Genomic DNA, 13749 nt, shown 5'->3' on the forward strand with positions numbered 1-13749 from the left:
ATCATTTTAATCAGGCGAACGGGGTCGATGGCCGGTCTGCCATTATTGGGGCAGTAGAGGTGCGCGACAGCATCGCGGATAAAGCCAAAGTCGATGGCGGCATCAATTTTGCGTACCAGATGGTCTTCGGGGACGAGTTCATCAAGGGTGATAGTTTCAAACTGGTATTGTTGTGGGGAGGCGTCTCTAAGCATGGTAGTCAGTCCATTTTTTGTACTGACCTTATTAGATCAAAGTCCTAGCCTTTTGACTAGGACTTTGTCATCAGTCTGAGACGGCTTATGCCGTCTTTTTTATCACGATAAGGCTATCAAACAAATAAGGTATACAGAATTGCAGAGATAGCAATCAAGCCCATGCCGACAACGAATACGTTACTTAAGTGACCACGATACTTCTGCATCGCAGGTACTTTACTGATGGCATACATTGGCATGATAAACAGAATCATGGCAATAACCGGGCCGCCCAGCGTTTCTATGATGCCCAGAATGCTTGGGTTTAACGTCGCGATAATCCAGCAGGTAATGATCATAAAGACCGCAGTGATGCGCTCTAAATTTCTCATTTTGATGGCCTTGCCACGCGAACGCTGAGATTTAATCATCAGACCTTGCATACCTTCGCTTGCGCCGAGGTAGTGGCCTAAGAATGATTTAGTAATCGCAACAAATGCAATAACCGGAGCTACATACTCGATCAACGGAGTATGGAAGTGGTTAGCTAAGTAAGACAGAATTGAAATGTTCTGTGCTTTGGCCTCTGCCAGATTTTCTGGCGTCAGGCTCAATACACAGCTGAATACGAAAAACATCACGGTGAAGACCATCATCATGTGTGCGTATTTCAGAATTCTTCCGCTTTTCTCATCGGCATTCTTGCCATAGGTTTCTTTCTGACTCACGGCAAAAGAAGAGATGATTGGTGAGTGGTTGAAAGAGAAAACCATGGTTGGAATGATTAACCACATGGTTAACAGCAGGCCTTTAATACTTGCTGCATCAAAACTGGTATTTGCCTGTTGGAATATAGCGCCGGTCCACTCAGGGATCAGATATAACGCCAGCAGCATCAGCACGGCAACAAACGGATAGACCAAAATACTCATGGCTTTAACCACCATGTCGCGCCCGAAGTGCACGATAGTCATCAGGCCTAAGATTAAAATAATTGATAACAACCAGCGTGGCGGAGACGTCATACCTAGCTGGACTTCAATAAAGCTAATCGTAGTGTTAGTAATACCAACGCTATAAATCAATAAGATAGGATAAATAGCAAAGAAATATAACAGGGTGATCAGAACGCCGGCAAATTTGCCGAAATGTTCTTCAACCACTTCGGTAATGTCTCCATTATTGGATGAGCCGGAAAGAACAAAACGTGTTAATGCCCGGTGTGAATAATAGGTCATTGGGAAGGCGATGATTAACATAATCACCAAAGGCCATATCCCGCCTAAACCGGCATTAATTGGAAGAAAAAGAACGCCCGCCCCGATTGCTGTGCCATAGAGGCCTAACATCCAGGTGGTGTCTTGTTTTTGCCATTTTGACGCTTGAATCTGAGTGGTTGAATCTGGAATAGAGTCTGTGATGTCTTTTACCGACATTGAAAAACCTCGTTGAGTAACTAGCGGAATATTCGAAACCGCGCACATTCTATGGGGAGTTGCAATAAGAAGATATAGATTAGATCACACAATTAGCACTTTAATCGGTGTTTTTAGCATTACCCTAGCGTAATAGTTGGTATATTTAACTAATATCCTAACTATTGTATTGCTTATTTTTTGTACGTTAATATAAAAGACCACCGAAGTGGCCTGTTTTAACTTTCTGTTCTGTAAGCGTAATTTGCTGCTATTGCTCAGTATGGTAGCGGATTACACCTTCTTGGGTGGTTGACGCAACTAAAAGACCATCTCGGGTAAAGAACTGTCCGCGGACATAGCCTCTGGCCCCTGATGCGATAGGGCTCTCGACCACATACAGTAGCCATTCATCCAAACGGAACGGGCGGTGAAACCAAATAGAATGGTCTATCGTGGCGACTTGCATGCCAGGCTGAAGTAAAGCAACGCCGTGTGGCTGCAGGGCCGTCGGCAGGAAGTTAAAGTCTGACGCATAGCCCAGTAAATACTGATGAATACCCAGATCGTTAGGCATAGTACCATTGGCTTTTAGCCAAACCTGTCTTACCGGTTTATCTACTGAACCTTTAATTAAGTTATGAAATTTTACCGGGCGCATTTCTATCGGCATTTCATTACAAAATAGCGCTTTCATTTGTGGCGGCAACAGATGGGCGATCTTGCGGGCGATGTCGGTTTCCGATGCTAAGGTTTCTGGTGCCGGCACTTCCGGCATGGTGGCTGCCTGATGTTCAAACCCCGGCTCATCACTTTGAAATGACGCCGTCATATAAAAGATAGTGAGATCGTTTTGAATTGCGCTGACCCGGCGGGTACTAAAGCTATTGCCATCACGAATGATTTCTACCTCATAATCAATATGCTGATTACTGTCACCCGGACGTAAGAAGTAGCTATGACAAGAGTGAATCCTGCGTTCCGGTAAGACAGTATGCTTAGCCGCGGATAGTGCTTGACCTACAACCTGTCCGCCAAACAGCTGGCGCAGGCCTAAGTTTTGGCTCTGTCCGCGAAACTTAGTGGTATTGATTTTCTCTAAATGAAGTAGGGTTAAAAGCGTTTCTAATACTTCGCTCATCGCGAGGGATCCTGTCTCAAAGTTATGGCTGAGTAATTGGCGCCAAGACTAGCATGTTTAAGATAGGGATATTTTAGTCGGGAATGCCTTTAGCTGGAAATTTCTTTAGTGTGATTAGGTGAAATAGTAAAGCTTTATGCAATAGACTAAACTTTTATGATGATAATGTTGTCTAGTTTAGGTAAAGATTCTGAAAACTATTCTCTAGAGACGTTATTTTATTTGCCGAGTGTCAATTAAGGGGAGACTGATGACATTTTCAAGACTATTAACCAGTGCAGCACTGGCGATCGCTTTAGTCGGGTGTTCCGGAATGAGCAAAATCATTACACCGCCTTCTAAAACGGTTAGCGGCAGTTTGACCTATAAAGAACGGGTGGCATTACCTGATGATGCGATAATTACGGTAAATCTGTCTGACATCTCGTTAGCAGATGCGCCAGCGCGGGTTATTTCAACCGTATCATTCCCGGCTGAAGGTAAGCAGGTTCCGTTTGATTTTAGTCTGCCGTATAGCAATGCTCAGATCAAAGGCGCTCAAACTATCACTGTTTCAGCCAGAATCACCCATGGTGATAAGCTATTGTTTACGACCAAATCAGTGAATGAAGTGCTGACTCATGGCAAGCCTTCGACGGTGAAAGTAGTACTGTCGAGGGTTAAACGATAGGGTATGGTATTACCCGCGCCAGATCATATTGCTTGAGAACAAGATTTGGGGATGATGCCAGGCTAATGAGCCATAAATTTTAAAGTTAAATTATTTTTAGTAAAAGGGTAATGGTATGCGTTTTTTGAAAGTATTAGGTAGCGCTGCGGTGGTGGTATCTTTAATCGGATGTACCACGACGAATGACCCAATGGCCGATGATAAGCTTATAGCTTGTGCAGGAGCCGTAACGGGGAACCTTACCTATATGGAGAGGATGGCATTGCCTGATGATGCTGTGATTACCGTTAATTTGTCGGATATCTCTTTGGCTGATGCACCTGCGACGGTTATTTCAAGCGTTTCTTTCCGGGCTGACGGACGGCAAGTTCCCTTCAATTTCACATTGCCATTTGCCTCTGAGCAGGTAAAAGCTGCCCAGACGATAGCGGTCTCAGCCAAAATCACACAGGGCGATCGGCTACTGTTTATCACCACATCAGTTAATGAAGTATTGACTCAGGGGAAGCCGTCAGCGGCTAATTTAGTGTTAGAGCGAGTTAGATAATGGACCTGGCTGGAGAGATATTTGTGGTTATCAGTCCGGCCAGCCGTAAATTTTAAAGTTAATCCTGTCGCTTCTGGTAAACAGAACGCCATCGGCCAATAAGGCCTTTTTCTGGCGAATATAGTCCGGCCCGGTAAGCGATATCTTTCCTTGAGAATTGACCACTCTAAACCAAGGCAACTTGCTGTCTTTTGGCAGCCGCTGCAAGATAGTGCCTACCTGGCGTGAATTCCGCGGGGCCCCGGCTAAGCGGGCTATGGTGCCGTACGTCGTGACTTTACCTTCAGGAATAGAGGCAATAACGGTATACACTCTTATGGGAAGAGACGGCTCGCAATCTTCCATCGATATAATCATCCTTTAGTCAGGCGCAGAAAATAGTAAGATTGGACTAAAGAAAGCATGATTGGAAGAGGTAAGTGGGCAAGAAAGCATCGGTTGATGTTCAGAGCCTTGCAATTGATTAACTCATCCCTGATAATGCGGCACCGCTTCAGTAAGATGAAGCTGTCAATGGGGGCCCTGTTGGTTCTCCCGCAACGCTAACTTGTGAACTCGGTCAGATCCGGAAGGAAGCAGCCGCAGCAGGCGACGTGTGTGCCGGGATGTAGCTGGCAGGGCCCCCACCCAATTCTGGCTATCCCCTAATTTATTAAATAAAAAGCTTCTTAAGTAAAATTCAAGAAATCTTCGCCATCATTGCTTAAACTGTACAAGCTTTGTTGACCATTTTTGTCATATATCAATGTGATATCGGGTGATATCCCACTATTTTTCCGCTTCCTCCTTTGTTGCTCTCCAGTTATCACCTTCAGTTTCTCACATGCTAATAAGCTCAATAGCACTTCAGGCGATATATATGTGATCGGTTGCCGCTAGGTGAGAGTTCTATTTAAAAAATAATTTTTCAGATAGCTAGATTAAATAAGGATATGTGATGATGGATTTATCAGGAAGAGTTACTGACTATTTGCTGGATATCACCAAAAGCAGCGATATCCAGAAGGTACTATTTAGTATGCGGCTACAGTTTTAGCGGGATCCTATCAGCGCTTAAAAATAAAAGATGACAGGAAAGGAGACTACTTTATAAACGATCTTTATCAGGTTGTTGCGGAGATCTGATGTCACTAATATGCTTGTTGATTTCGTGCCGATATAGCTCGCTAAATAACTTCTTACTTTTACGATCCATTTTTTGTGGATATTGGTTAAAGAAGATATCCGGACTTTCAAATATGCCAAAATCTTGAACAATCCCTTCTTTTTGGATATAAGTGTCATTATTGCCAAGCCAATAAACCGATGGGTTTTGTAAATCGGTGGTGGCAACGGCATAACCAGAGAACTGACCTTTTATATCGGAAAACTTTTGCTGAAGTTTAGACAAATAGGGGATATCTAAAATAAGTCCTTCCATGCAATACCACCGATTAGCAAGATAGACTTCGGTCCAGGTATGGCTGATTTCCTCAGGCATCATCTGGTACAAATCGCCGTTCATAATGCCCGATTGCAGCGCCTTGTTTATGGTAAAACCATGTAGTCGGCAAGGAATACCGACCGCACGTAGTAACGCCATAAACAGAATAGATTTAGTATTACATTGGCCATATCCATCAGAAAGGACTTCAGATGCGGCTGTTGTATCTTCGGCATTAAAGCCAAATTGAATATCATCCCGTACAAAATTATAGATAGCTAAAATTTGTTTTTGCGCATCTAAATCTTGCCATTGCCGGCTAATAATCAGCCGTTGTATCTCTGGATGATGAAAGTTTAGCAGTGCTGTTTCTTGTAAATACTCTTTCATTTTAAAGCCTCTTATAGATGTAAGAGACCTGACTATAAGCTTAGTGAAATAGCGAAACTTTCAAAAAAACGCTAACTTGATTAGCAATACTTGGTTGGATACCCATCAATCTTCTACATGTTGCTGACAAATGAGATGGGCTATCGAATCCAGCGTCGAGTGCTGCATCGGTAACTGAATATCCATCAGCAATCAAGCTAAGGGCTTTTAATAGTTGTTTAAATAATAAATAGCTTTTTAATGTGCTATCCGTCTGTTGACTAAAAATATGGGATAACCGACTGGAGGATAAACTGATTTTTTCTGCAAGTTCTTTGATGGAAGGCTGAAATTCATTAGATGATTTCATGTGCGCTAATATATTAATAATTCGTCTATCAGTCATTGCATGGTGGGTCGCACAATGAGCTAATCCCAATAGTGAGAGAATCTGATGCCAGACATCTTGATAAGCTTGTGGCGTTAATTCACTATCAGGAATAGACAATAATTGTTGAGCCAATAGAGATGTTAGTGAGTCAGGTAAAATGAAATACGGGCTTTTCCCCGAAAGATAGTGACGTTTCAAATTTCGGCCTAACAAAGAAGTATGATCAACAAGAATTAACGCATGGTAACCATTGTTACTGCGGAAAGTATGATCTGTTCTTCCGTCCAAAATAATTCCACGACAGAATATATCGGTATTGTTCACCTCTAGATTAAGTTTTTCCTCAGGACTCTTCTCTAGGCAAATAAAAAGATGGCAGAACAAGTGGTTATGCTTGTCAGTATCAATATTATTACTGAACACTAATAGATGATTATCTGATACATACATCCGGAATAAAACTTGTTCTGTCATGATAACTTTACCCTTTCTGAGAAAGGGATATGAATTAATGTAAATCCCCTTTTGTAATGTAGGTTGGTGAAATTTAATTCTTACATAATAAATACTATTTTGGTTTATAACATCCATTAGCATTTGGTTTAACCTTAGAATAGCTAAATAGAACCAACTTCAGTACCTTAAAAGTAATTTAAGCGATAGGTAAGTAATAGCGAACTTAGCAAGTTGCTCTATAGCGGCTGAATTGCAGAAAAAGCGTCTCCTCATTGATTGTTGAGAATGATTTTCATTACCATTTGGTGTGTGATATATTTAATCAGTCTCTGAATCATAATGTCTGGAGAATAAATGAAAGAATTAAAAATTGATAAATCAGATTACGCGAAAATAGTAGAATTAATCATTAACCATATGGAAAGCAAACACGACGTCATACTAGGTCAGTTTGATGCTGAATTTCTATTGGATGATATCTTAAACGTTATTGGGCCTCTTATTTATAATCAGGGAATAGATGATGTGATTAAGTCAGTAAGAAATATAGGAGAGCGTTTGGAAGAGGAAATTGATGCGAGAAAAATTTTATGAGTTCATTCAAGTCTGATTTGAATCTGATGCGCCAAGAATGGTACAACGCTTTTTATACTGGAAATATTGAACAGCTTGATTATCTTGAGACCGACTGGTTTCTAGCAACAAATGGACAGAAGTTTCTTTATAAAAAACATCAGCTAAGAAAAATTTCACTAGGTTTTTCTACGAAATCATCGCTGTGTTCTAACGTTATAAGAAAAGAATATGATGTGATAATTTCAGAATTTAAAGGGATAGCTTGTGTTTCAGGTAAAGCTTTAATTACAGAAACTAATAGCGTCACGAACGTTAACTTTATTGAGAATTGGATTAAAATTAATGGCGGATGGAAACTTCAATTTCAATCGTTCGAAGCTATATGAGGGTACATTATGCCTCTATTTCTTCAATCAACGAGGTTTCAAGGAAGCTTCTAAGAATAGAACTGATAAGTTTTGCATCTGATATGCTAGATCCAAACGAAACCGCTTCGTAAATACAATCATAGCCTTTTACTTCATCAAGATACATTTTCAATAAATCGAATCGTCGCGGACGGACTATACTTATTCTTTACCTGCTATTCTTTACCTACGGTTACCGTGAAAGCTGTTATTTCCATTTACCTTCCCATAACTATAACCTTTAGAATGGCAACGCTGATATCTCTCGATATAAGGACATCATGATGAAAAAACTAATTCTAGTTCCTGTATTAATACTCTGCTTATCTGCTTCGGTTATGGCTAATCAGGCTATGCATCATAGCTCTGCTCCAGCAGCCGGCGCTGAGTCCGTACTGACTCCGGCAGGTAAAGAATTTGAGGCGACGATGAATCGTATGCATGAGCCCATGATGGCTGCAATTCACGAAACCGATCCGGATGTCGCTTTTGTTAAGGGGATGATTCCTCATCATGTCGGTGCCGTTGAAATGGCTCAAACCGTATTAAAATATGGTAAAGATCCTGAAATACGCAAGCTGGCTGAAGAGGTTATCAAAGCTCAGGAAGGTGAAATCAAAATGATGAAGGACTGGTTGGCCGTTCACGATAAAAAGGCGCAGTAAGTTCATCTAAAACAGATATAACCAATAAGGGACCTTTATCAGGTCCCTTATTCAATTTGGCATAGAGCATATATCAGGCGCTGCCGATAAACAGCCCGGTAGCAAATACCAGCAACCCGCCGACCACCACTTGAAATGCGGCCTGTAAGAACGGGGTATCCATATATTTATTTCTAATCCAAGATATGGCTGCCAGTTCAAAAATAACCACGATCCCTGATACGGTCATCGCGGTCCAGAAGTCGCTGATAAGAAAGGGCAGAGTGTGCCCCAGGCCGCCAAGCGTCGTCATCACGCCGCACGATGCTCCTCTAAGCCACGGGTTGCCGCGACCGGTGAGTGAGCCATTGTCAGATACCGCTTCCGCAAAGGCCATTGAGATCCCGGCACCAATTGAAGCGGCAAGCCCGACCAGAAATGCCTGCCAGCTGTCTTTAGTGGCTAACGCTGCGGCAAATACCGGTGCAAGCGTAGAGACTGAGCCATCCATCAGCCCGGCTAACGAGGGTTGAACAATCTGTAGAACAAAAAGCCGATGGGCTGATTTTTTCTCCCGCTCTTTAACTGCCGGAGTAATTAACTGCTCCTCTAACTGCTCTGCCCGTAGTTGATGCTTATGCTCTTCTGCCGAAAGGTCACCCAGTAACTGCCGAATAGCAGCATCAGTGGTATTTTGAGCCGCTTTATCATAAAAACGCTGGGTTTCTATCTCCATGATTTCCGACTGCTTACGTACGGTCTCAATGCCCAGCGGTTTGCTGAGCCAGACCGGTTTGCGTTCGACAAAACCCTTAACATCCTGACGGCGAATAAGCGGGATATGGCTGCCAAATTTTTTCTGATAGAGGGTTAGCAGGCGGTGCCGATGGCCGTTTTCTTCCTGTGACATGATGTCAAAAACTTTTGCGGAGTCGGGGTAGGTTTCACGCAGGCCTTCTGCAAATTCGCTGTAAATTCGCTGGTCTTCTTCTTCCAGTGAAATTGCCAGCGCCAGAATCTCTTTTTCAGACAGATCGGAGAAATTTTTCATAGTGTATCCGGATTTCCTTCAACATAAGTCCTGAGATAATAATCCTTTCTGCCTATGATTGTAAAAAAATCAGGGCCGCTATTTAGCGGCCCTGATGGCGTTAGTTAAACCAATTTAACTTTAGTTATTCGGTCTTGTGCTCAACCGGATGTGAATGCTCAATATCTTCAGAACTGCTACTGAAGCGACGGCGAATCACCACAAAGAACACCGGTACAAAGAAGATGGCTAATACGGTTGCTGCAACCATACCACCAAGAACACCGGTACCTACTGCGTTCTGTGAACCGGAACCTGCGCCACTACTGATGGCTAATGGAAGTACGCCAAGCATAAAGGCTAAAGAGGTCATCAGGATTGGGCGTAACCGCATCCGGACGGCTTCAAGCGTTGATTCAATCAACCCTTTACCTTCTTTATCCATCAGGTCCTTAGCAAACTCAACAATCAGAATGGCGTTCTTAGCCGCCAGCCCGACGGTAGTTAACAGGCCAACAATAAAGTAAACGTCATTCTCCATGCCGCGTAAGGTGGTAGCAATCAATGCGCCGATAACGCCCAGTGGAACAACCAGCATAACGGAGAACGGAATTGACCAGCTCTCATACAGTGCAGCCAGACACAGGAATACCACGATTAACGATATGGCATACAGAGCCGGTGCCTGGTTACCTGATAAGCGCTCCTGATAAGACATTCCCGTCCAGTCATAGCCAATACCTGCCGGTAGCTGGCCTGCCAGTTCTTCCATCAGGTCCATCGCATCACCACTACTCTTACCCGGTGCTGCTTCGCCCAAAATTTCCATTGAAGGTAAACCGTTATAGCGCTCCAGTCGCGGTGAACCGAACTGCCAGCTAGAAGTGGAGAACGCAGAGAACGGTACCATCTGGTTATTTGTACCCCGTACAAACCAGTTATCAATGTCTTTTGGCAGCATGCGGTAAGGGGCGTCAGCCTGAACGTAAACTTTCTTCACACGACCGCGGTCAATAAAGTCGTTAACGTAGCTTCCGCCAAGAGCAGTAGACAGTGTCTGATTAATATCACTAATCGAAACCCCTAATGCCTGGGCTTTTTCATGGTCAACGGTCAGTTTAAACTGTGGCGTATCTTCCATGCCGTTAGGGCGCACGCCCACCAGCATATCCGGATGTTTAGCCACTAAACCGAGTAATTGATTACGGGCGTTAGTCAGCGCTTCGTGGCCTAAACCTGCCTGATCGATAAGCTCGAAGTCAAAGCCGGATGCCGACCCTAGTTCAACAATCGCTGGTAAGTTAAAGGCAAACACTAAACCATCTTGAATCTTAGAGAAGGCCTGTGACGCTCGGGCAACAATTGCCGGAACTTTATTCTCTTTACCGGAACGAACGCTCCAGTCTTTTAAGCTGATAAACACCAGTCCGGTATTTTGCCCTTGACCACTAAAGCCAAAGCCGTTGATGGCAAACACTGAGTTAACGTTATCTTTCTCATCAGTCATATAGTAATGACTGACTTCATCGAGAACCTTCTGCGTTCTTTCTTGTGTTGCACCCTGCGGCAACTGGACCATGGTCAGGAATACGCCCTGATCTTCTTCCGGTAAGAATGAGGATGGAAGTTTAATAAACAGCACGGCCATACCCACAACCAACACCAGATAGATCAGAATATAACGACCGGTGCTTTGCAAGATGTTACTTACGCTATCGGTATAGTGGTGAGTACTCTTGTCAAACATCCGGTTAAACCAGCCAAAGAAACCGGTCTGAATACCGTGGCTACCTTTCGGTACCGGTTTTAATATCGTGGCGCAAAGGGCAGGGGTTAAGATCATCGCCACCAGCACTGACAGTATCATTGCGGATACGATAGTAATGGAGAACTGACGATAAATAGCACCGGTTGAACCGCCAAAGAAGGCCATTGGTACGAATACCGCAGACAGCACTAATGCGATACCAACCAGCGCTCCTTGGATTTGGCCCATGGATTTACGCGTAGCTTCTTTTGGCGACAGTCCTTCTTCCGTCATTATCCGCTCAACGTTTTCTACTACAACGATGGCGTCATCCACTAACAATCCGATGGCGAGTACCATCGCGAACATTGTTAAGGTGTTTATCGAATAGCCAAATGCCGACAAGATAGCGAAGGTACCCAAGAGCACAACCGGTACGGCCATGGTTGGAATAAGCGTTGCCCGAATATTTTGCAAGAACAGGTACATAACAATAAATACCAGCAAAATAGCTTCGACTAGCGTCTTAACCACCTCGGTGATTGAGATTTTAACGAACGGCGTTGTGTCGTACGGATAAACAATTTTCAATCCGGCCGGGAAGAATTTCTCCAGCTGGCCTAATTCCCCTTTTACTGCTGCAGAGGTATTCAGGGCGTTTGCACCGGTAGCCAGTTTAATACCAAGACCGGCCGCAGGCTTACCATCGTAACGGGCAATGATGTTATAACTTTCACCACCGAGCTCAACAATAGCAACGTCCCGCAGGCGAACCTGAGAACCATCCGTATTAATTTTCAGTAAAATATCACCAAATTGCTCAGGCGTTTGTAAACGGGTTTGAACAATAATGGAGGAGTTCAACTGCTGGCCTTTTACCGGCGGTGTTCCGCCCAGTTGTCCGGCTGCAATTTGGTTATTCTGAATCTTGATTGCATTTGTAACGTCAATTGGCGTTAATGCGAAGTTATTCAGTTTATTCGGATCTAACCAAATACGCATGGCATATTGTGAACCAAATAACTGAACATCACCTACACCAGAGGCACGGCTGATAGGGTCCTTAATATTAGAACCAACATAGTCAGCGATATCTTCCTGATTCATACTCCCGTCTTCAGAGATAAAACCGGCAACCATTAAGAAGCTGCTGGTTGATTTCTCAACGCTGATACCCATTTGCTGAACTTCTTGGGGCAGCAATGGCATAGCTAACTGGAGCTTATTCTGAACCTGAACCTGAGCGATATCAGCGTCGGTACCCGAGTCAAAGGTTAACGTAATCGAAACGTTACCCGATGAATCACTGGTGGACGACATATACATCAGGTTATCGATACCGTTCATATTCTGTTCGATAACCTGGGTTACGCTGTCTTGTACCGTTTTTGCATCAGCGCCCGGATAGGTCGCTGAAACAGATACTGCAGGTGGTGCAATAGTTGGATACTGAGAGACCGGCAATTGTATAATTGCCAGAGCTCCTGCCAACATAATAATTATGGCAATAACCCAGGCAAATATAGGGCGGTCAATAAAAAATTTAGCCATCTGTTATACCCGATCCTGTTTTATGATTTTTCTGCTGGTGCTTTTGGTGCTTCTTCTGCTTTCGGCTTTTCAGAAAATTCTTTAGCTTGCACAGTGACATCAGGTTTGATTTTTTGCAGACCGGCCACAATCACGCGATCGCCAGGCTCAAGACCTTTTGTTACTAACCAGTTACTGCCGAAAGCTTGCCCTGTCTCAATAATCCGCAACTCAACTTTGTTGTCTTTATTAACAACCATGGTGGTTGCCTGACCACGTTGGTTACGCGTGATGCCTTGCTGGGGAACGAGCATTGCATCAGGTTTTATACCTTCATCAACTCGGGCCCGAACAAACATACCCGGTAACAGTTGGTTATCTGGGTTAGGGAACACGGCGCGTAATGTAATGGATCCGGTAGATTCATCGACAGTGACATCCGAAAACTCTAATGTCCCTTTCTGCGAATATTCACTGCCGTTATCCAATAATAATGCGACGCTTGCCTTGCCTTCTTTCTTCAGCGAGCCATTCGCAATATCTTGCTTGAAACGTAAGTAGTCATTACTTGATTGAGTTACATCTACATAGATCGGATCAAGCTGTTGAACGGTCGCCAAGGCCATGCTTTGATTAGCATTCACCAGAGCACCTTCAGTCACGTTTGATTTACCAACGCGCCCGCCGATTGGGGAAAGTACCTTGGTATATTCGAGGTTGATACGGGCCGTTTCTAACGCTGCTTTAGCGGCTAAAACGGATGCATCAGCCTGACGAGCTGCCGCTACCGCAGTGTCATAATCCTGACGGCTGATGAAGTTAGTGCCTAATAGTGGCTTATAACGGTTAACCGTTAACTGCTTGATATTGGCATCTGCCTGAGCTTTAGCAAGATCGGCTTCGGCACTGCGCACTGTCGCCTGATAGGTTGCCGGATCGATTTGATACAGCGATTGGCCTTCTTCTATCATGCCGCCTTCAGTAAACAGGCGCTTAAGAATAATACCGCTAACCTGTGGACGAACTTCAGCAATACGAAATGATGACGTACGCCCCGGGAGTTCCGTCGTGATATTGAATGGCTGCGTTTTTACAGTTACGACTTCAACTTCTGGAGCAGGACGTTCAGCGCCTTCGCCTGACTTATTATCACATCCTACAAGTACTAAACCGCTTGATAGCATTAGCACCGCTGCCAGAGGCATTACCCCTCTGCTTCTACTCATA

Annotated in this window: 14 protein-coding genes and 1 other RNA gene; 6 read left to right on the plus strand and 9 right to left on the minus strand. The window is 43.9% G+C overall.

What is annotated here, in order from left to right:
- The 3 genes from YWE_RS29715 to tesB all read right to left on the minus strand — a co-directional run.
- Positions 1–194, minus strand: a 194-nt coding sequence (locus tag YWE_RS29715; protein WP_071605862.1) for a transposase, incomplete at its 3' end; no start/stop codon positions are given.
- Between the two features lie 116 nt (positions 195–310).
- Positions 311–1612: a serine/threonine transporter gene (locus YWE_RS0115860; protein WP_084167116.1), complete on the minus strand. Its 1302-nt coding sequence runs from the start codon at positions 1610–1612 to the stop codon at positions 311–313.
- A 250-nt stretch (positions 1613–1862) separates the two neighbouring features.
- Positions 1863–2732: an acyl-CoA thioesterase II gene (gene tesB / locus YWE_RS0115865; RefSeq protein WP_029095432.1), complete on the minus strand. Its 870-nt coding sequence runs from the start codon at positions 2730–2732 to the stop codon at positions 1863–1865.
- 250 nt (positions 2733–2982) lie between these two features.
- Between tesB and YWE_RS27525 the strand changes: the two genes are divergently transcribed.
- Positions 2983–3402, plus strand: coding sequence for a YbaY family lipoprotein (locus YWE_RS27525; RefSeq protein WP_051323378.1), 420 nt, complete (start codon positions 2983–2985; stop codon positions 3400–3402).
- A gap of 115 nt (positions 3403–3517) precedes the next feature.
- The gene (locus tag YWE_RS0115875) at positions 3518–3949 is read left to right on the plus strand and encodes a YbaY family lipoprotein (protein ID WP_029095433.1); all 432 of its coding nucleotides are present in this window, start codon (positions 3518–3520) and stop codon (positions 3947–3949) included.
- A 30-nt stretch (positions 3950–3979) separates the two neighbouring features.
- On the opposite strand, the gene YWE_RS0115880 is transcribed toward YWE_RS0115875, so the two are convergent.
- On the minus strand, positions 3980–4294 hold the full coding sequence (locus YWE_RS0115880) for an MGMT family protein (protein WP_029095434.1): 315 nt from the start codon (positions 4292–4294) through the stop codon (positions 3980–3982).
- Positions 4295–4472: 178 nt separating this feature from the next.
- Here YWE_RS0115880 and ffs point away from each other — a divergent pair.
- Positions 4473–4569, plus strand: an RNA gene (ffs, locus tag YWE_RS29720) — signal recognition particle sRNA small type.
- 467 nt (positions 4570–5036) lie between these two features.
- Here ffs and YWE_RS0115890 read toward each other — a convergent pair.
- Together YWE_RS0115890 and YWE_RS29065 are read right to left on the minus strand one after the other, a co-directional pair.
- Positions 5037–5762 (minus strand): transglutaminase-like domain-containing protein, encoded by a 726-nt coding sequence (locus YWE_RS0115890; protein WP_029095435.1) that lies wholly within the window; start codon positions 5760–5762, stop codon positions 5037–5039.
- A 40-nt stretch (positions 5763–5802) separates the two neighbouring features.
- Complete coding sequence (locus YWE_RS29065; RefSeq protein WP_161628776.1) at positions 5803–6606, minus strand: helix-turn-helix domain-containing protein; 804 nt, start codon at positions 6604–6606, stop codon at positions 5803–5805.
- Between the two features lie 336 nt (positions 6607–6942).
- On the opposite strand from YWE_RS29065, the gene YWE_RS0115900 reads away from it, so the two are divergent.
- The 3 genes from YWE_RS0115900 to copM all read left to right on the plus strand — a co-directional run bounded on the left by YWE_RS0115900 (position 6943) and on the right by copM (position 8236).
- On the plus strand, positions 6943–7182 hold the full coding sequence (locus YWE_RS0115900) for a DUF2164 family protein (RefSeq protein ID WP_029095436.1): 240 nt from the start codon (positions 6943–6945) through the stop codon (positions 7180–7182).
- Entirely contained in the window at positions 7179–7550 is a 372-nt protein-coding gene (locus YWE_RS0115905; protein WP_029095437.1) for a nuclear transport factor 2 family protein, read from the plus strand. Before YWE_RS0115900 ends, YWE_RS0115905 begins: the two co-directional genes overlap by 4 nt.
- Before the next feature lie 305 nt (positions 7551–7855).
- On the plus strand, positions 7856–8236 hold the full coding sequence (gene copM / locus YWE_RS0115910; RefSeq protein WP_036016307.1) for a CopM family metallochaperone: 381 nt from the start codon (positions 7856–7858) through the stop codon (positions 8234–8236).
- A gap of 73 nt (positions 8237–8309) precedes the next feature.
- Here copM and mbfA read toward each other — a convergent pair whose 3' ends face one another.
- From mbfA to YWE_RS0115925, 3 genes are all read right to left on the minus strand, one after another.
- On the minus strand, positions 8310–9266 hold the full coding sequence (gene mbfA, locus YWE_RS0115915) for an iron exporter MbfA (protein WP_029095439.1): 957 nt from the start codon (positions 9264–9266) through the stop codon (positions 8310–8312).
- 124 nt (positions 9267–9390) lie between these two features.
- Complete coding sequence (locus tag YWE_RS0115920) at positions 9391–12543, minus strand: efflux RND transporter permease subunit (RefSeq protein WP_029095440.1); 3153 nt, start codon at positions 12541–12543, stop codon at positions 9391–9393.
- 20 nt (positions 12544–12563) lie between these two features.
- Entirely contained in the window at positions 12564–13748 is a 1185-nt protein-coding gene (locus tag YWE_RS0115925) for an efflux RND transporter periplasmic adaptor subunit (protein WP_029095441.1), read from the minus strand.
- Position 13749 lies beyond the last annotated feature (1 nt).

It is taken from the genome of Budvicia aquatica DSM 5075 = ATCC 35567, assembly GCF_000427805.1.
GTDB lineage: Bacteria > Pseudomonadota > Gammaproteobacteria > Enterobacterales > Enterobacteriaceae > Budvicia > Budvicia aquatica.